This is a genomic window from Ramlibacter tataouinensis, assembly GCF_027941915.1.
Classification (GTDB): domain Bacteria; phylum Pseudomonadota; class Gammaproteobacteria; order Burkholderiales; family Burkholderiaceae_C; genus Ramlibacter; species Ramlibacter tataouinensis_C.
Window position 1 is genome coordinate 3,863,566 of sequence record NZ_CP116009.1, and the last position, 17,158, is coordinate 3,880,723.

15 protein-coding genes are annotated in these 17,158 nt (G+C 71.2%); 9 read left to right on the plus strand and 6 right to left on the minus strand.

What is annotated here, in order from left to right:
- The first annotated feature begins 35 nt into the window (after positions 1-35).
- Positions 36-1,421 carry a metalloprotease PmbA gene (gene pmbA / locus PE066_RS18590; RefSeq protein ID WP_271234017.1) on the plus strand — a complete coding sequence of 462 codons (1,386 nt, stop codon included), beginning with the start codon at positions 36-38 and terminating at the stop codon, positions 1,419-1,421.
- Between the two features lie 120 nt (positions 1,422-1,541).
- Here pmbA and PE066_RS18595 read toward each other — a convergent pair whose 3' ends face one another.
- Together PE066_RS18595 and rpsU are read right to left on the minus strand one after the other, a co-directional pair.
- Positions 1,542-1,985, minus strand: a complete 444-nt coding sequence (locus PE066_RS18595) for a GatB/YqeY domain-containing protein (protein WP_271234018.1) — start codon at positions 1,983-1,985, stop codon at positions 1,542-1,544.
- An 86-nt stretch (positions 1,986-2,071) separates the two neighbouring features.
- On the minus strand, positions 2,072-2,284 hold the full coding sequence (gene rpsU / locus PE066_RS18600) for a 30S ribosomal protein S21 (protein WP_012346814.1): 213 nt from the start codon (positions 2,282-2,284) through the stop codon (positions 2,072-2,074).
- A 181-nt stretch (positions 2,285-2,465) separates the two neighbouring features.
- Between rpsU and PE066_RS18605 the strand changes: the two genes are divergently transcribed.
- On the plus strand, positions 2,466-5,102 hold the full coding sequence (locus tag PE066_RS18605) for a hybrid sensor histidine kinase/response regulator (protein ID WP_271234019.1): 2,637 nt from the start codon (positions 2,466-2,468) through the stop codon (positions 5,100-5,102).
- A 34-nt stretch (positions 5,103-5,136) separates the two neighbouring features.
- On the opposite strand, the gene PE066_RS18610 is transcribed toward PE066_RS18605, so the two are convergent.
- From PE066_RS18610 to ybiB, 3 genes are read right to left on the minus strand one after another with little or no spacing between them, the layout of a single operon-like run.
- A complete protein-coding gene (locus PE066_RS18610) occupies positions 5,137-6,384 on the minus strand; it encodes an NAD(P)/FAD-dependent oxidoreductase (protein ID WP_271234020.1) in 1,248 nt (415 codons plus the stop codon).
- A 55-nt stretch (positions 6,385-6,439) separates the two neighbouring features.
- Positions 6,440-7,219, minus strand: a complete 780-nt coding sequence (cobA, locus tag PE066_RS18615) for a uroporphyrinogen-III C-methyltransferase (RefSeq protein WP_271234021.1) — start codon at positions 7,217-7,219, stop codon at positions 6,440-6,442.
- A gap of 16 nt (positions 7,220-7,235) precedes the next feature.
- Positions 7,236-8,144 (minus strand): DNA-binding protein YbiB, encoded by a 909-nt coding sequence (ybiB, locus tag PE066_RS18620; protein ID WP_271234022.1) that lies wholly within the window; start codon positions 8,142-8,144, stop codon positions 7,236-7,238.
- A 70-nt stretch (positions 8,145-8,214) separates the two neighbouring features.
- On the opposite strand from ybiB, the gene tsaD reads away from it, so the two are divergent.
- Positions 8,215-9,255, plus strand: coding sequence for a tRNA (adenosine(37)-N6)-threonylcarbamoyltransferase complex transferase subunit TsaD (gene tsaD, locus PE066_RS18625; protein ID WP_271234023.1), 1,041 nt, complete (start codon positions 8,215-8,217; stop codon positions 9,253-9,255).
- A 30-nt stretch (positions 9,256-9,285) separates the two neighbouring features.
- Here the strand turns inward: tsaD and PE066_RS18630 are convergent, their stop codons facing one another.
- A complete protein-coding gene (locus tag PE066_RS18630) occupies positions 9,286-9,669 on the minus strand; it encodes an Hsp20/alpha crystallin family protein (protein WP_271234024.1) in 384 nt (127 codons plus the stop codon).
- Between the two features lie 115 nt (positions 9,670-9,784).
- On the opposite strand from PE066_RS18630, the gene PE066_RS18635 reads away from it, so the two are divergent.
- The 6 genes from PE066_RS18635 to tpiA all read left to right on the plus strand — a co-directional run bounded on the left by PE066_RS18635 (position 9,785) and on the right by tpiA (position 17,141).
- Positions 9,785-11,059 carry a branched-chain amino acid ABC transporter substrate-binding protein gene (locus tag PE066_RS18635; RefSeq protein ID WP_271234025.1) on the plus strand — a complete coding sequence of 425 codons (1,275 nt, stop codon included), beginning with the start codon at positions 9,785-9,787 and terminating at the stop codon, positions 11,057-11,059.
- A 13-nt stretch (positions 11,060-11,072) separates the two neighbouring features.
- Positions 11,073-12,233 carry a pyridoxal phosphate-dependent aminotransferase gene (locus PE066_RS18640; protein WP_271234026.1) on the plus strand — a complete coding sequence of 387 codons (1,161 nt, stop codon included), beginning with the start codon at positions 11,073-11,075 and terminating at the stop codon, positions 12,231-12,233.
- Positions 12,234-12,347: 114 nt separating this feature from the next.
- Positions 12,348-12,611 (plus strand): 30S ribosomal protein S15, encoded by a 264-nt coding sequence (gene rpsO / locus PE066_RS18645; RefSeq protein WP_271234027.1) that lies wholly within the window; start codon positions 12,348-12,350, stop codon positions 12,609-12,611.
- A gap of 178 nt (positions 12,612-12,789) precedes the next feature.
- Complete coding sequence (gene pnp / locus PE066_RS18650) at positions 12,790-15,111, plus strand: polyribonucleotide nucleotidyltransferase (protein WP_271234028.1); 2,322 nt, start codon at positions 12,790-12,792, stop codon at positions 15,109-15,111.
- A 153-nt stretch (positions 15,112-15,264) separates the two neighbouring features.
- A complete protein-coding gene (locus PE066_RS18655; protein ID WP_271234029.1) occupies positions 15,265-16,251 on the plus strand; it encodes an NAD(P)H-quinone oxidoreductase in 987 nt (328 codons plus the stop codon).
- 146 nt (positions 16,252-16,397) lie between these two features.
- Positions 16,398-17,141 (plus strand): triose-phosphate isomerase, encoded by a 744-nt coding sequence (tpiA, locus tag PE066_RS18660; protein ID WP_271234030.1) that lies wholly within the window; start codon positions 16,398-16,400, stop codon positions 17,139-17,141.
- The last annotated feature ends 17 nt before the right edge of the window (positions 17,142-17,158 follow it).

Sequence of the window (17,158 nt, forward strand, 5' to 3'; positions counted from 1 at the left end):
CTGTGCAGGCGGCCGCAAGTATCATAGCCCTCGCCATGAACCAAGCTTCCCGCGCCACGAACCGATCCGAACAAGGCTTTTCCTACAGCCGCCAGCAGTTCGAGGAGCTGGTCGACCGGGCTCTCGCGCATGCGAAGAAGATCGGCGCGACCGACGCAGGCGCCGAGGCTTCGGAGGGTTGCGGACTCTCGGTCTCGGTGCGCAAGGGCGAGCTCGAGAACGTCGAGCGCAACCGCGACAAGTCGCTCGGCGTCACGGTCTATGTCGGCCAGCGCCGCGGCAACGCCAGCACCTCCGATTTTTCCGATGCGGCGATCCAGCAGACGGTGCAGGCCGCCTACGACATCGCGCGCTTCACGGCCGAGGACCCGGTGGCGGGCCTGCCCGACGCGAAGGACATTGCCGGGCCGGATGAGCAGCCCGACCTCGACCTGTTCCACCCCTGGGCCATCGACAGCCAGGAGGCGGCCCGCCTGTCGCTCGAGTGCGAGGCCGCGGCCTTCGCCACCGACAAGCGCATCACCAACAGCGAAGGCGCCGGCGTGTCGGCCCAGCAGAGCCACTTCTTCAGCGCCCACACGCGCGGCTTCCGGGGCGGCTACGCCAGCTCGCGCCATTCGATCTCGGTGGCGCCGATCGCCGGCCGCGGCGAGCACATGCAGCGCGACGCCTGGTATTCGTCGATGCGCGCGCCGGATGAACTGGCGGCGCCGCAGGCGGTGGGCCGCTACGCCGCCGAGCGCGCCCTGGCCCGGCTCAAGGCCCGCAAGATCGCCACGCGCGAGTGCCCGGTGCTGTTCGAGTCGCCATTGGCGGCCGGGCTGCTGGGCGGCTTCGTGCAGGCGGTCAGCGGCGGCTCGCTGTACCGGCGCAGCAGCTTCCTGGTCGATTCGCTGGGCAAGTCGATCTTCCCCGGGCATGTCGACGTGCTGGAGGACCCGCACCTGCCGCGCGGCAAGGGCAGCTCGCCGTTCGACGAGGAAGGTGTACGCACCTCGGCCCGCAAGGTGGTCGATGGCGGTCGCGTCGAGGGCTATTTCCTGTCGAGCTATTCGGCCCGCAAGCTGGGCATGAAGACCACCGGCAATGCCGGCGGCTCGCACAACCTGTCGCTCACCTCGCGGCTGACCGATCCGGCCGACGATCTGCCGGCCATGCTGCGCAAGCTCGGCACCGGCCTGTTCGTCATCGAGCTGATGGGGCAGGGCGTCAACTACGTGACCGGCGACTACTCGCGCGGCGCCAGCGGCTTCTGGGTCGAGAACGGCGAGATCGCCTACCCGGTGCAGGAGATCACCATCGCCGGCAACCTCAAGGACATGTTCCTGGGCATCGATGCGGTGGGCGCGGACACCTACAACTACGGCGCGAAGACCGTGGGGTCGGTGCTGGTCAACCGGATGAAGGTGGCCGGTTCGTAGCGCGGCGAAGCCGAGCGAGAACCGGCCGTCCCCGCGAAGGCGGGATTCCACCGCAACGCGGCGCACGAGCGCCGCAGGCGCGTTGGGCTGGATCCCCTCCGACCTCCGCGGAGGAGACGGTCAACCCAGCGCCGCCTTCACCGCCGCCGACACCTGCCCCATCTCGGCCTTGCCGGCCAGGCGCTGCTTGGCCGCGCCCATGACCTTGCCCATGTCGCCCGGCCCGCTGGCGCCCAGCTCGGCCACGATGGCCTTCACCTCGGCGGCGATCTCGTCGGGCGACAGCCGCGCCGGCAGGTAGGCCTGCAGCACCTGCAGCTCGGCCGCTTCCTTGTCGGCCAGGTCCTGCCGGCCGGCCTTCGTGAAGGCGTCGATGCTGTCCTTGCGCTGCTTGATCAGCTTGTCGACGATGCCGACCACGGCTGCGTCGTCGAGCTCGACCCGCTCATCGACTTCCTTCTGCTTCATCGCCGCCTGCAGCAGGCGGATGGTGCCCAGGCGGCCCATGTCCTTGGCGCGCATGGCGGCCTTCATGTCGTCGGTGATGCGTTCTTTCAGGCTCATCGGTGTACTCCCCGTTGCAAACGAAAAAAGCCTGCCAAGGCGTCCCCGGGCAGGCTGGGCGGGCAGCCGCGTGGCGGCGCCGGTGGTCAGTACAGCTTCTTGGGCAGCTGCATGCTGCGCACGCGCTTGTAGTGGCGCTTGACCGCCGCCGCCTTCTTGCGCTTGCGCTCGGCCGTGGGCTTTTCGTAGAACTCGCGGGCGCGCAGCTCGGTCAGCAGGCCCAGCTTCTCGATGGTGCGCTTGAAGCGGCGCAGGGCCACGTCGAACGGCTCGTTTTCCTTAACGCGAATGGTCGTCATCTATGGGTTCGATCTCGAAGGTGCCGCAAGAAGATCGGGCTTGCGGCGGGGGTCCCGACTCGGTAACTGATCAGGCCGTCGGGGTATGCCGGCAAAGCCAGAAATTATAGCGGCACGCGCCGAGCCGGCAAACACCGGGGGCCGCGGCAACGCCAATTGGGACAGAATTGCCGGCGTGGCGATGGCGTCGTACCCCCCGGCGATCCCTGCCGACGAGCAGCGGCGGGTGCTGGGGCGTGCCGCCCGCCTGCTGGCCGGCGCCGCCGATTTCGACGAAACCCTGCGCCAGGCCATCGCCGCCTGCCTGCCGGCCCTGGCCGATTTCGGTTGCTTCGATACCGTGATCGGGGACGACGACGTGCGCCGCACCTGCGCCGCGCACGAGGATCCCGGGCTGCAGGCGCTGCTGGCGACCACCCGCTGGGTGCGGCGGGTCCATCCCGAGTTCAACCTCTGTGCCCTGTCCACCGGCGAGCCGGCCCTGCACCCGGACACCGACGATCGCTGGTACCGCCGTGCCGCGGCGAGCGACCAGCACCTGCAGCTGCTGCGCAGGCTGGCTTTCCGCTCCATGCTGACGGTGCCGGTGCGCTGGCGCGGCGAGCTCATGGGAGCGCTGACCCTGTTCATGGGCCGCTCCGGCCGGCGCCACACCGGCGAGCACCTGGCCTTCGCGGCCGAGCTGGCCGAGCTGGCGGCACCGCTGGTCGCCAATGCGCGCCTGCTGGAGCGCCAGCGCCGGGTGGAAGTGGCCCTGCGCCACAGCGAGGAGCGCCTGCGCATGGCCGTGGAGGCCGGCGAGGTCGGCATCTGGGACTGGGACATCGTCTCCGACCGGGTCAACTGGTCGGAACGGGTGTACCAGATGCACCAGATGCCGGCGGGCAGCGACATCGGCGGGGTGGACGGGTTCCGCTCCCACGTGCTGCCGGACGACCTGCCGCGGGTGGAGGCCGCGATCGGCGAGGCGCTCGCGGGCGGGGCGCCCTACGCCATCGAGTTCCGCACCCCGCTGCCCGACGGCAGGGTGCGCTGGATCGCGACCCAGAGCCAGCTGGTGCGCGACGGCTCGGGCCGGCCGCTGCGCATGGTCGGCGCCAGCACCGATGTCACGCAGCGGGTCGAACTGCTGGCGGCCGAGCGGCGCGCCCGCAGCGAGGCCGAGGCGGCGCGCCGCCGCATGGAACTGCTGGCCGCAGCCGGCGAGCGGCTGGCGCGTTCGCTCGACCCGCAAGCCACGCTGGAGGCGGTGGCACGCACCCTGGTGCCCGACATCGCCGACTGGTGCCGCATCGACCTGCTGGACGAGCACGGCGTGCTGCAGCGCAAGCTGGCCTGGCACAGCGACCCGCAGCGCTCGCAGCAGGCGCTGGAGCTCGCCGGACGCCTGCGCGCCCGACCCGACGCGGTGGGCAGCATGGCCTGGGTGGTGCGCACCGGCCGTCCGCACCATGGCGACCTCGACGCGGCGCAGCGAGACCCCGCCATGGCCGAATTCACGCGCGCCTTCGGCATGCACTCGCATTTCATCCTGCCGCTGGTCGCGCACGGGCGCACCATCGGCGCCATGGGCGTGCTGCAGGCGGAATCGGGCCGCAAGCTCGACGAGGACGACCGGGCGCTGGTGCTGGACCTGGGCCGGCGCGCCGCGCTGGCGCTGGACAACGCGCGCCTGTTCGCCGAAGGCGAGGCCGCGCGCAAGCAGGCCGAGGCCGCCAACGGCGCCAAGGACGAATTCCTGGCCATGCTCGGGCACGAGCTGCGCAACCCGCTGGCGCCGATCAGCACCGCGCTGCAGCTGATGGCGCGCCGCGAGCCGGACGCGGCCGTGCAGGAGCGGCGCGTGATCGGCCGGCAGGTGGATCACCTCTCGCGCCTGATCGACGACCTGCTGGACATCTCGCGCATCACCCGCGGCAAGGTCCAGCTGCGCCGGGAGCGGGTGGACCTGCGGGCGGTGGTGGCGCACGCGCTCGAGCTGACCCGGCCGGTGTACGCGGTCCGGCCGCAGCCGGTGCAGGTGCAGCTGCCCCAGGGCCCAGCGCTGGTCGATGGCGATTTCGTGAGGCTGTCGCAGGTGCTGTGCAACCTGCTGGTCAACGCCGCCAAGTTCACGCCGCCGGCCGGCGTGGTGGCGCTGCGGCTGCGCCAGCGCGGCAACTGGGAAATCGAGGTCAGCGACACCGGCTGCGGCATCGCGCCGGAGCTGCTGGCGCGTGTGTTCGACCAGTTCGTGCAGGGCCCCCAGCCGGTGGACCGGCGCGCCGGCGGGCTCGGGCTGGGCCTGGCCATCGTGCGCAGCATGGTCGAGCGGCACGGCGGCACGGCGCGCGCGCACAGTGAAGGCGAAGGCCACGGCGCCGCCTTCACCGTGACCCTGCCGCCGTCCGGTTCCGCCCCGTTGCCGGCGCCCACGCCGGCCCCGGCGCCGGCCCCGGTCGGCGAGCATCGCGGCAGCGGGCGGATCCTGGTGGTGGACGACAACGCCGACGCCGCGCAGACGCTGGCCGAACTGCTCGAAGTGATCGGCTACGAGGCGCGCACCGCCGGCGAAGCGAATGCGGCGCTGCAGGTGCTCAAGGAATTCCGCCCGCAACTCGCGCTGCTGGACATCGGGCTGCCGCAGGTCGATGGCTACGAGCTGGCCGGCCTGATCCGCCAGCAGCCTGAAGGGCGGGACGTGCGCCTGGTCGCCCTGACCGGCTACGGCCAGGAAAGCGACCGCGCCCGCGCGCTCGCCTCCCATTTCGACGAGCACTTGGTCAAGCCGGTCAGCCTGGACCTGCTGACCGAGGTGCTGCAGCGCCTGCTCGGCTAATTGGGGTCAGATAAGAATTTCTCGCCCAGCCCGATTAATTCGTATCTGACCCCAATTTCTGGGCGCAGGCCCAGGCGCTGGACCAGGCCCACTGGAAGTTGTAGCCGCCGAGCCAGCCGGTGACGTCGACGACTTCGCCGATGAAGAAGAGGCCCGGCTGGGTGCGGGCTTCCAAGGTTTGGGAGGACAGCTCGCGCGTGTCGATGCCGCCGGCGGTGACTTCGGCCTTGCGGTAGCCCTCGGTGCCGGAGGGCACCAGCTCCCAGTGCGACAGGGCCTGGGCCAGCGCGGCGAGCGCCTTGTCGGGGACTTCGTTGACCGGCCGCTGCCAGGCGGCGTCGCGCTGCGCCCAGGCGTCGGCCAGGCGGGCGGGCACGAAGGTGGCCAGCTCGTTGGCCAGGCGCTTGCGCGAGAGCGACTTGGCCTGGCGCAGTTCGGCCGCCAGGTCGGTGCCGGGTGCGAGGTCGATGCGCACCGGCGCGCCCGGCTGCCAATAGCTGGAGATCTGCAGCACGGCCGGGCCGGACAGGCCGCGGTGCGTGAACAGCAGGTCCTCGTCGAAGGCGGCGGTCGATCCGCGCACGCCGGCGGCCGGTAGGGGCGCCGTGGCCATGCGCACCGGCAGCGACAGCCCGGCCAGTTGCGCATAGGGCGCCCAGTCGCCGCCATCGAAGGTCAGCGGCACCAGCGCCGGGCGCGGCGGCACCACGCGCAGGCCGAACTGCCTGGCGATCCGGTAGCCGAAGTCGGTCGCGCCGATCTTCGGAATGGACAGCCCGCCGGTCGCGATGACCAGCCGGGGCGTCCGTACGGTGCCGCGCTCGGTGTCGATCTCGTACAGCGGCGCGCCGTCGGCGTTGCGATGCCGGACCGCCCCGACGCGGCACGGCTGCCAGCGCGCCACGCCCCCCGCCTCGCACTCGGCCAGCAGCATGCGGATGAAGTCCTCCGAGCTGCGGTCGCCGAACAGCTGGCCCTTGTGCTTCTCGTGGAAGGGAATGCCGTGCCGCCGCACCAGAGCCACGAAGTCGGCCGCCGTGTAGCGCGACAGCGCGCTGCGGCAGAAGTCCGGGTTCTCGCCCAGGAAGTGCCTGTGCGGGGCGCGCGGATCGAGGTCGCGGTTGGTGAAGTTGCAGCGGCCGCCGCCGGAGATGCGGATCTTCTCGGCGATCTTCTCGCCGTGGTCCAGCAGCAGCACGCGCGCGCCCAGCTGCCCGGCCACGCCGGCACAGAACAAGCCGGCTGCGCCCGCGCCGATCACCACCGCGTCGTACGCGTGCACCGTCCTGCCCCCGAAGAAAAAGGAGCCGTTTATAGCAGCGCCACGGGCGCCGGCATCAGCCGGCACGCGTGCGCGCAGGCTGCGCACGCACCGCCGCCACGCCGCGCAACACGTCGCCGACCACGATCACGGAGGGACTGGCGAGCTGCTCGCGCTCGATGGTGGCGGCCAGCTCGCCCAGCGTGGTGACGGCGTGGCGCTGGCCGGGCAGGCTGGCGCGCTGCACGACCGCGGCCGGCGTCTCGGCCGGCAAGGCCGCGAGCAGCTGCTGCTGGATCGCCGCCACGCCGCGCACGCCCATGTAGATCACCAGCGTCAGGCGCGACTGCCGCGCCGCCTGCGCCAGCGAATGCCAATCGGGCCCTTCGCCGCCGCGGCGCGGGTGGCCGGTGACGAACACCACGCCTTGCGCATGCTCGCGATGGGTGAGCGGCACCCCCAGCGACGTCACCGCCGCCAGTCCGGCCGTGATGCCGTTGACCACCGCCACCGGCACCCCGGCCGCGCGCAGCCGCTCCACCTCCTCGCCGCCGCGGCCGAACACGAACGGGTCGCCGCCCTTCAGGCGCACCACCTGCTCGCCCTCGCGCGCGGCGGAGATCATCAGCTTCTCGATGAAGGCCTGCGGCGTGCTCCGGCAGCCGCCGCGCTTGCCGACGTGGACGATGCGCGCCCGCGGCGAGGCCAGCGCCAGCACCTCGTCGCCGACCAGGTCGTCGGCCAGCACCAGCGTCGCCGCCTGCAGCGCGCGCACGGCCTTGAGCGTGAGCAGTTCGGGGTCGCCCGGGCCGGCGCCGACCAGGGTGACCGCGCCGGTGGCCGTCGTGTCGTTCATGCGTCGTCCTTCGCGTTCAGGCGGCGGCACCGGCCAGCCGCACGAGATGGTCCACCTGCAGCGCGATCGCGGGCGGTACCGGCTGGGCGCCGTCCAGCACCTGCCGGATGTAGCGCACCGTCGCTGCCGCCTCGTTGTCCGCGGGCCAGCCCGCCACCTCGGGCAGCGTGCCGCGCTCGCCCTCGTGCAGCACGCTGCGCTGGCCGCGCACGAAGCCTTCCATGCGCGGCTGCCGGCGCGCATCGGCCACCGGCTCCCCCTCGGTGCCGCGCAGCAGCATCGCGGTGCAGCCCATGCGCTCGAACACCTCGCCCATGGACCGGGCGTATTCCGGATGGGTGTAGCTGCCGACCACCACCGCCGGCCCGGCGCAGGGATTCATCAGCTTGACCACGCTGTGCGCCGGGTTGCGCAGGCCGGTGGTCCGGCGCACGTCCAGCAGCCGCTTCAGACCGGGGTGCAGCACTTCGGTCGGTACGAACACGGCTTCGGCCGGCGCGGGTGCACGCGCTTGCGCCAGGGTCTCGATGCCCAGGGGCGCCAGCAGGTCGGTGAGCGGCAGCCGGCTGTCCTCGGTCGGCGTGCCGTGCACCAGCACCGGCAGCCCGCGCCGCGCCAGCAGCAGGGCCAGCAGCGGGGTGAGCAGCGGCAGCCGGCGCGAGCCGTTGTAACTGGGCAGCACGACCACCGGCAGCCCGCGCGCATCGACGCGGGCCATGCGCTCGTGCAGCGCATCCAGGAAGCCGGCCAGCTCGTCGCAGGTCTCGCCCTTGCAGCGCATGGCCATGCAGAAGCTGCCGACCGCCAGGTCGGACACTGCGCCGTCCAGCACCTGCCCAAACAGGTCGGCCGCCTGCGCGCGGGTGAGCGCACGCGCGCCGTCCTTGCCGCGGCCGATCTCCCGGAGGTACTGGCGAATCCCCATCGGGCGGATTGTCCCAAAGCGTTCAGCACCATGGGTCATATGCTCAAGCGCCGCTGGCTACACTCGCCCGATGCTGGTGCTGGGCATCGAATCCTCCTGCGACGAGACCGGGGTCGCGCTCGTCGATGCCGGCGGGCCGGGCATTCCGCGCCTGCTGGGCCACGCGCTGCACAGCCAGGTGCGCATGCACGAGGCCTATGGCGGCGTGGTGCCGGAACTGGCCAGCCGGGACCACATCCGCCGCGTGCTGCCGCTCACCCGCGAGGTGCTGCAGCAGGCCGGGCGCGCGCTGGACGAAGTGGAGACCGTGGCCTACACGCGCGGGCCGGGGCTGGCCGGCGCGCTGCTGGTCGGCGCGGGCGTGGCCTGCGCGCTGGGCGCGGCGCTGGGCAAGCCGGTGCTGGGCGTGCACCACCTGGAAGGGCACCTGCTCTCGCCCTTCCTGAGCGTCGATCCGCCGCAGTTTCCGTTCGTCGCGCTGCTGGTCTCCGGCGGCCACACGCAGTTGATGCGGGTCGATGGCGTCGGGCAGTACGAGCTGCTGGGCGAGACCATCGACGACGCCGCCGGCGAGGCCTTCGACAAGAGCGCCAAGCTGCTGGGGCTGGGCTATCCGGGCGGGCCGGCGCTGTCGCGGCTGGCGGAGCAGGGCGACGCCAAGGCGTTCGCGCTGCCGCGCCCGCTGCTGCACAGCGGCAACCTCGATTTCTCCTTTGCCGGGCTGAAGACGGCGGTGCTGACGCAGGCGCGCAAGCTGGGTGACGAACTGGCGCCGCGCAAGGCCGACCTGGCCGCGGCCACCGAGGCGGCGATCGTCGAGGTGCTGGTGAAGAAGTCGCTGGCGGCCCTGAAGGAAACGGGGCTCGATCGGGTGGTGGTGGCCGGCGGCGTCGGCGCCAACCGGCTGCTGCGCGCGCAACTGGATGCGGCTTGCGCCAAACGGGGCGTGCGCGTGCACTACCCCGAACTGGCGCTGTGCACCGACAACGGCGCCATGATCGCCATGGCCGCCGCGATGCGCATCGGCGCCCGCGTGCAGGCGGCCAGCCGGTCGTACGCTTTCGACGTCAAACCGCGCTGGCCGCTGGACGAGATCTCGGCGGCCGCGTGACCGCGGGGCCGACCGGGATGGGGTGCCCCGTTACTGCACTTCGACCTGACGCGCCTTGCTCACCGGCTGCTGCTTGGCCAGGGTCAGCGTCAGCACGCCGTTCTCCAGCTTGGCGCGGGTGGCCGCGACGTCGATCTCCTGCGGCAGCTCGTAGGCCGCCTTGTAGCGGCGCGGCGCTTCGGGCCTGGTCTCGATGCGCACCACGGCGCCTTCGATGCTGATCGACAGGTCCTCGCGGGCGACGCCGGGCAGGTCCAGGCTCAGCTTCCAGGCCTTGTCGTCCTGCTCCAGCTTCGTCGCACCGGCGGTGCCGCTGCCGAAGAAGGCTTCGTTGACGAAGCGCTCGAAGTTGCGGTCGAAGGAACGGAAGGCCGGCACGCCGGCGCGGGTACGAACAACGGGTGCGAAAAACATGCGGGGCTCCTTGGCAATGACGTGGAACTAAACTCCGCGGCTCTCGCTTCAATTTCCGATTGCCGCCTGCAGCCAACGTGCGCTCCGGGCGCACTTTTTCAAGAGGAATCCATCGATGCAAAGCACCCGCAGGCGGGTCTTGAAAACCCTTGCGGCGGCGCTATCTGTGCCGGCCTTCGCGCACGCGCAACCGGCCGGCGCGCCGATCAAGCTGGCGATGATCGAATCGCTCTCGGGCGCCTTCGCCAACACCGGCGAGGCGGTGTTCCGCAACCTGCTGTGGGCCGTCGAGCGCGTCAATGCCCGCGGCGGCGTCAAGCTGCCCGGCGGCACCCGCCCGCTGGCGCTGGAGCGCTACGACAGCAAGGGCCAGGCCGAGGAAGCGCTGGCCATGCTGCGCGCGGCCATCGATGACGGCGCGCGCGTCATCCTCCAGGGCAACTCGTCGGCGGTGGCGGCGGCGCTGGTCGAAGCCGTGAACAAGCACAACGAACGCGATCCCTCGCGCCAGGTGCTGTTCCTCAACTATTCCGCGGTCGACCCCATCCTGACCAACGAGCGCTGCAGCTTCTGGCATTTCCGCTTCGACGCCCACGCCGACATGCGCATGGCCGCCCTGATGGCGGTGCTGCGCGAGGACAAGTCGGTCAAGACCACCTACCTGATCGGGCAGGACTACAGCTTCGGCCAGGCGGTGCTGCGCGAGGCGAAGCGGCAGCTGGGGGCGCAGCGGCCGGACGTGCGCATCGTCGGCGACGAGCTGCACCCGATGGGCCGCATCAAGGATTTCCTGCCCTATGCCGCCAAGATCAAGGCCAGCGGCGCCGACGCGGTGATCACCGGCAACTGGGGCAACGACCTGACCCTGCTGGTCAAGGCGGCGCGCGACGTCGGCTTCGACGGCCGCTTCTACACCTTCTACGGCAACGCGCTGGGCGCGCCGGCCGCCATCGGCGAGGCCGGCCTGGGCAAGGTGGTCGCCGTGGCCGACTGGCTGCCCAACCTGCCGACGGCGCAGAGCGAAGCCTTCTACCAGTCGTTCCGCGAGCGCTTTCCCCGGCCGCAGGACGACTACGTCCACATGCGCATGCAGCTCATGGTCGAAGCGCTGGCGCAGGCCCTGGAGCGGGCCGGCAGCGCCGAAACGGCGGCGGTGGCTTCGGCGCTGGAAAATGCCCGGGTCAGCCTGGCCGGGCAGGGCGGCGCCATGCGCGCGCTCGACCACCAGTTCCAGCAGACGCTGGTGGTCGGCGTGATGGACCGCCAGGGCGGCCCCGGCGTGAAGTTCGACGTCGAGGGCTCCGGCTACGGCTTCCGCGTGGTCAAGACCATCGCGCCCAACCAGGCCGAGCTGCCGAGCACCTGCCGCATGCAGCGGCCGTCCGCCTGATAGAGGAGCCGCCATGCGCCCAGCCATCCTGAACCTCGAGGAATCCAAGATCCGCGAGGTGGCCAATGCCGGCATCGGCCGCAGCGATGTGCTGGCGTTCTGGTTCGGCGAGAGCGACGAGGTCACGCCGGATTTCATCCGCGAAGCCGCCATCGAATCGATCCGCGCCGGCGAGACCTTCTATGCCCACAACCTGGGCCTGGCGGAGCTGCGCGAGGCGGTGGCGGCCTACACCTCGCGGCTGCACGGGCCGATGGGCAGCGAGCGCATCGCCATCACCTCCGGCGGCGTCAACGCGCTGATGCTGGCCATGCAGATGCTGGTGGAGGCCGGCGACGACGTGGTGGCGGTCACGCCGGTCTGGCCCAACCTGACGGCCCAGCCGCTGATCCTGGGCGCCCGGCTGCGCCGGGTGTCGCTGCAGCCCCAGGCCGGCGCCTGGAAGCTGGACCTGGCGCAGCTGCTGGACGCGGTGCGCCCGGGCACCAAGCTGCTGATCCTGAATGCGCCGAACAACCCGACCGGCTGGACCCTGACCCGGGCCGAGCAGCAGGCCATCCTGGACCACTGCCGGCGCACCGGCACCTGGATCCTGGCCGACGAGGTCTACGAGCGGCTGTACTACGGGCCGACGGAGACCGGCTGTGCGCCCAGCTTCCTCGACATCGCCGGCCCGGACGACCGGCTGGTGGTGGCGCACAGCTTCTCCAAGAGCTTCCTGATGACCGGGTGGCGGCTGGGCTGGCTGGTGATGCCGGCGGCCATGACCCACCCCATGGGCAAGCTGATCGAGTTCAACACCTCCTGCGCCAGTGTGTTCACCCAGCGCGCCGGGCTGGCGGCGGTGCAGCGCACGGCCGAGGTCACGCCGCGGGTGGTGGCCCACCTGAAGGCCTGCCGTGACCGGCTGGTGCCGCAGCTGCAGGCCCTGCCGGGCGTGGAGCTGGCCCTGCCCGCGGGCGGCATGTACGCGTTCTTCAAGCTCGGCGGCTTCGGCGACTCGCTCAAGCTGGCCAAGCGGCTGGTGGTCGAGGCCGGCCTGGGCATTGCGCCGGGCAACGCCTTCGCGCCGCAGGCGCAGGGCTGGCTGCGCTGGTGCTTCGCCTCGAAGGACCCGGCCCGGCTGGACCGGGGGGTGGAGCGGCTGCAGGGCTGGCTTGGCCGGCAGGGCTGAGCGGCGCTCCGCGTGTACAATCCACCGGTTCTGCGCCCACCAGGGCTGCAGGACAGCACGCCGGGGCCCTTCCAGCCCCGAGCGCAAGTGAAACCCCCAACAAAGGAAATCCAGATGTCCGCCATCAACAAGGCCGAGGTCGTCGCTGCGCATTCGCGTGGCACCGGCGACACCGGCAGCCCCGAAGTGCAGGTCGCGCTGCTGACCGCCCGCATCAACGAGCTGACCCCCCACTTCAAGACCCACGCCAAGGACCACCATGGCCGCCGCGGCCTGCTGCGCATGGTGAACCGCCGCAAGCGCCTGCTGGCCTACCTGAAGGACAAGGATGCCGACCGCTACACCGCGCTGATCGGCAAGCTGGGCCTGCGCAAGTAAGCAGGCTTTCGAGAAACGCAGGGCGCCTGGGTTGGCTGTTGCTGGCTCAGGCGCTTTGCACATCGGAGAAGCGGAAAGGGCGCGCGCTGTGTCATTCCTCGGGGGCTAGGAGCTAGCCTCCCAGGAATGGCATCGCGTTCGGTTCCGGCTCTCCATCCCACCGAGAGAGAACGCACACATGTCCATCTTCAACAAAGTCACCAAGACCTTCCAGTGGGGCCAGCACACGGTCACCCTGGAAACCGGCGAGATCGCGCGCCAGGCCTCCGGCGCCGTGCTGGTCAACATCGACGACACCGTGGTGCTGGCCACGGTGGTCGGCTCCAAGACCGCCAAGCCGGGCCAGGACTTCTTCCCGCTGACGGTCGACTACATCGAGAAGACCTACGCCGCCGGCAAGATCCCCGGCAGCTTCTTCAAGCGCGAGGCCAAGCCCAGCGAGCTGGAGACGCTGACCAGCCGCCTGATCGACCGCCCGATCCGCCCGCTGTTCCCTGAAGGCTTCTTCAACGAAGTGCACGTGGTGATCCACACCGTGTCGCTCAACCCCGAGGTCGACGCCGACATCGCCGCCATGATCGGCACCAGCGCCGCGCTGGCGATCTCCGGCATTCCGTTCGCCGGCCCGATCGGCGCCGCCCGCGTCGGCTACATCAACGGCGAGTACGTGCTCAACCCGGGCCAGACCCAGCGCAAGGACTCGCTGCTCGACCTGGTGGTCGCCGGCACCGAGGCCGCCGTGCTGATGGTGGAGTCCGAGGCGCAGCAGCTGCCCGAGGAAATCATGCTGGGCGCCGTGGTGTTCGGCCACCAGCAGGGCAAGATCGCCATCGACGCCATCCACGAGCTGGTGCGCGAAGCCGGCAAGCCGCTGTGGGACTGGCAGCCGCCGGCCCGCGACGAGGCCTTCATCGCCAAGGTCGAGCAATTGGGCGAGGAAAAGCTGCGCGCCGCCTACCAGATCCGCAGCAAGCAGGCCCGCACCCAGGCCCTGCGCGAGGCCAACGCCGCCGTGCACGCCGGCCTGAAGGAGCAGGGCGTCGAGTTCGACGCGGTCAAGGTCGACGACCTGCTGTTCGGCATCGAGTCGCGCATCGTGCGCAGCCAGATCCTGGCCGGCGAGCCGCGCATCGACGGCCGCGACACCCGCACCGTGCGCCCGATCGAGATCCGCAACGGCGTGCTGCCGCGCACCCACGGCTCGGCGCTGTTCACCCGCGGCGAGACGCAGGCGCTGGTGGTCACCACCCTGGGCACCGAGCGCGACGCCCAGCGCATCGACGCGCTGGCCGGCGAGTTCGAGGACCGCTTCCTGTTCCACTACAACATGCCCCCCTTCGCCACCGGCGAAGTGGGCCGCATGGGCAGCACCAAGCGGCGCGAGGTCGGCCACGGCCGCCTGGCCAAGCGGGCGCTGGTCGCCTGCCTGCCGTCCAAGGACGAGTTCCCCTACACCATCCGCGTGGTCTCCGAGATCACCGAGTCGAACGGCTCGTCGTCGATGGCCTCGGTGTGCGGCGGCTGCCTGTCGCTGATGGATGCCGGCGTGCCCATGAAGGCGCACGTGGCCGGCATCGCCATGGGCCTGATCAAGGAAGACAACCGCTTCGCGGTGCTGACCGACATCCTGGGCGACGAGGACCACCTGGGCGACATGGACTTCAAGGTGGCCGGCACCACCAACGGCATCACCGCCCTGCAGATGGACATCAAGATCCAGGGCATCACCAAGGAGATCATGCAGGTCGCCCTGGCGCAGGCCAAGGAAGCGCGCATGCACATCCTGGGCAAGATGCAGGCCGCCATGGGCGAGGCCAAGACCGAGATCAGCAGCTTCGCGCCGCGCCTGTACACCATGAAGATCAACCCGGAGAAGATCCGCGACGTGATCGGCAAGGGCGGCTCGGTGATCCGCGGCCTGACCGACGAGACCGGCTGCCAGATCAACATCGACGAGGACGGCACCATCACCATCGCCTCGACCGATCCGGCCAAGGCGGAAGAGGCCAGGCTGCGCATCGAGCAGATCACCGCGGAAGTGGAGATCGGCAAGGTCTACGAAGGCCCGGTCACCAAGATCCTGGACTTCGGCGCGCTGATCAACCTGCTGCCCGGCAAGGACGGCCTGCTGCACATCAGCCAGATCGCCCACGAGCGGGTCGAGAAGGTCACCGACTACCTGAGCGAAGGCCAGGTGGTGCGCGTGAAGGTGCTGGAGACCGACGACAAGGGCCGCGTCAAGCTGTCGATGAAGGCGCTGACCGAGCGCCCGGCCGGCATGGAAGACCAGCCCCCGCGCGAGCGCCGCGATCGTGGCGACCGCCCGCCGCGCGGCGACCGGGGTGAGCGTGGCGAGCACCGCGGCGATCGTGGCGACTACCGGGGTGAGCGCAGCGACCGTGGTGATCGCGGCGACCGCGGCGACTTCAACGGCGAGCGCGGCAACGGCGGCGACCGTCCGGACGCGCAGCCGCAGTCCACGCTGGATCCGCAGGACTGAGTCCGGCCGGCGTGCCATCCCGATCGACGTCGGGATCCAACGCCGGCTGGCCGGGCGCGCGAGCGCCGTGTTCCGGCGGGGGGAGATGGATGGCGGGCCGCCCGCCATGACAGGTTCCATGTCCAACCGCCCTGACTGCTTGGGAAGACAAGGATGAAAGCCATCGAGATCACCCGTCCCGGCGCCCCCGAGGTGCTGTGTGTGGGCGAACGGCCTGACCCCGTGGCGGGGCCGGGCGAGGTGCTGGTCCGCGTGGCGGCCAGCGGCATCAACCGCCCCGACGTGCTGCAGCGCGCCGGGAAATACCCGCCGCCGCCCGGCGCGTCCGACATCCCCGGCCTCGAGATCGCCGGCGAGATCGTCGCCGGCGACGCGCAGGCCATGGCCCAGGCCGGCCTGCAAGTGGGCCAGGCCGTCTGCGCCCTGGTGGCCGGCGGCGGCTACGCCGAACTGTGCGTCGTGCCGGTCGCCCAGTGCCTGCCGGTGCCGCAAGGCCTGACGTACGTCGAGGCGGCGTCGCTGCCGGAGACCTTCTTCACGGTCTGGAGCAACGTCTTCGACCGCGGCCGCCTGCAGCCGGGCGAGACCCTGCTGGTGCAGGGCGGCACCAGCGGCATCGGCGTCACCGCCATCCAGCTGGGCAAGGCCTTCGGCGCGACGGTGATCGCCACCGCCGGCAGCGACGAGAAGTGCGCCGCCTGCCTCCAGATCGGCGCAGACCACGCGATCAACTACCGCACGCAGGATTTCGCCGAGGAAGCGCGGAGCCTCACCGGCGGCCGCGGCGTCGATGTGATCCTGGACATGGTGGCGGGCGACTACGTCGCGCGGGAGGTCAGCTGCCTGGCCGATGACGGCCGGCTGGTCATCATTGCCGTGCAGGGCGGCGTCAAGGCAAACCTCGATGCCGGGCTGGTGCTGCGCCGGCGCCTCACGGTGACCGGCTCGACGCTGCGGCCGCGGCCGGTCGCCTTCAAGGCGGCCATCGCCGCCTCGCTGCGCGAGAAGGTGTGGCCGCTGCTGGCCGCCGGCACGGTGCGCCCGATGGTGCACCGCGTGTTCGCGGCGGCCGACGCCGCGCAGGCGCACGAGCTGATGGAGTCGAACCGCCACATTGGCAAGATCGTCCTGACCTGGTGAAGTGACGACCACCCCGAAGCGCCTTCGGCGCCTCCCCTCAAGGGGCGCCACCAGCGGCCCGGCGGAGCCGGTTCCTCGGTGGCACTGGACCAGGCCGTGCGATTTCGAACGGCGCGCGTCGTGCCGCGCGCGGTGGAGCAACTGACATGAAGAAGAAGCTGATTGCCGGCAACTGGAAGATGAATGGCAGCCTGGCCGCCAACCAGGCGCTGGTGCGCGCCGTGGTGGACGGCCTGCACGGCGCAGCCTGCCAGGCGGCCGTCTGCGTGCCGGCGCCCTACCTGGCGCAGGTGCAGGCGCTGCGCCAGGGCTCGGCGCTGGAGCTGGGCGCGCAGGATGTGTCGCGCCACGAGCAGGGCGCCTACACCGGCGAGGTGTCGGCCCCCATGCTCAAGGAATTCGGCGTGCGCTACGCCATCGTCGGCCACTCCGAGCGCCGCCAGTACCACGGCGAGACCGACGAAACGGTGGCCGAGAAGGCCAAGGCGGCGCTGGCCCACGGCATCACGCCCATCGTCTGCGTCGGCGAGACCCTGGCCGAGCGCGAAGGCGGTTACACCGAGGAGGTCGTCAAGCGCCAGCTGGCCGCCGTGGTCCATGCCAATGGCCCCTGCATCAGCGAGGTCGTGGTGGCCTACGAGCCGGTCTGGGCCATCGGCACCGGCCGCACCGCCACGCCCGAGCAGGCGCAGCAGGTGCACGCGGTGCTGCGCGCGCAGTTGCGCGCCGCCACCACCCACGCTGACCGCGTGGCCATCCTCTACGGCGGCAGCATGAACGCGGCCAATGCGGCCAGCCTGCTGGCCCAGCCCGACATCGACGGCGGCCTGATCGGCGGCGCGTCGCTCAAGTCCGCCGACTTCCTGCAGATCATCGCGGCCGCCGGCTGAGGCCGGCGCCCCATCCC

Excerpts from the sequence above, each read along its gene's own strand:
- tpiA (WP_271234030.1), top strand. The coding sequence starts at position 16,398 with ATGAAGAAGAAGCTGATTGCCGGCAACTGGAAGATGAATGGCAGCCTG.
- rpsU (WP_012346814.1), bottom strand. The coding sequence starts at position 2,284 with ATGACGACCATTCGCGTTAAGGAAAACGAGCCGTTCGACGTGGCCCTG.
- tsaD (WP_271234023.1), top strand. The coding sequence starts at position 8,215 with ATGCTGGTGCTGGGCATCGAATCCTCCTGCGACGAGACCGGGGTCGCG.
- pmbA (WP_271234017.1), top strand. The coding sequence starts at position 36 with ATGAACCAAGCTTCCCGCGCCACGAACCGATCCGAACAAGGCTTTTCC.
- PE066_RS18635 (WP_271234025.1), top strand. The coding sequence starts at position 9,785 with ATGCAAAGCACCCGCAGGCGGGTCTTGAAAACCCTTGCGGCGGCGCTA.
- ybiB (WP_271234022.1), bottom strand. The coding sequence starts at position 8,144 with ATGGGGATTCGCCAGTACCTCCGGGAGATCGGCCGCGGCAAGGACGGC.
- PE066_RS18640 (WP_271234026.1), top strand. The coding sequence starts at position 11,073 with ATGCGCCCAGCCATCCTGAACCTCGAGGAATCCAAGATCCGCGAGGTG.
- PE066_RS18630 (WP_271234024.1), bottom strand. The coding sequence starts at position 9,669 with ATGTTTTTCGCACCCGTTGTTCGTACCCGCGCCGGCGTGCCGGCCTTC.
- PE066_RS18655 (WP_271234029.1), top strand. The coding sequence starts at position 15,265 with ATGAAAGCCATCGAGATCACCCGTCCCGGCGCCCCCGAGGTGCTGTGT.
- cobA (WP_271234021.1), bottom strand. The coding sequence starts at position 7,219 with ATGAACGACACGACGGCCACCGGCGCGGTCACCCTGGTCGGCGCCGGC.
- PE066_RS18605 (WP_271234019.1), top strand. The coding sequence starts at position 2,466 with ATGGCGTCGTACCCCCCGGCGATCCCTGCCGACGAGCAGCGGCGGGTG.
- rpsO (WP_271234027.1), top strand. The coding sequence starts at position 12,348 with ATGTCCGCCATCAACAAGGCCGAGGTCGTCGCTGCGCATTCGCGTGGC.
- PE066_RS18595 (WP_271234018.1), bottom strand. The coding sequence starts at position 1,985 with ATGAGCCTGAAAGAACGCATCACCGACGACATGAAGGCCGCCATGCGC.
- pnp (WP_271234028.1), top strand. The coding sequence starts at position 12,790 with ATGTCCATCTTCAACAAAGTCACCAAGACCTTCCAGTGGGGCCAGCAC.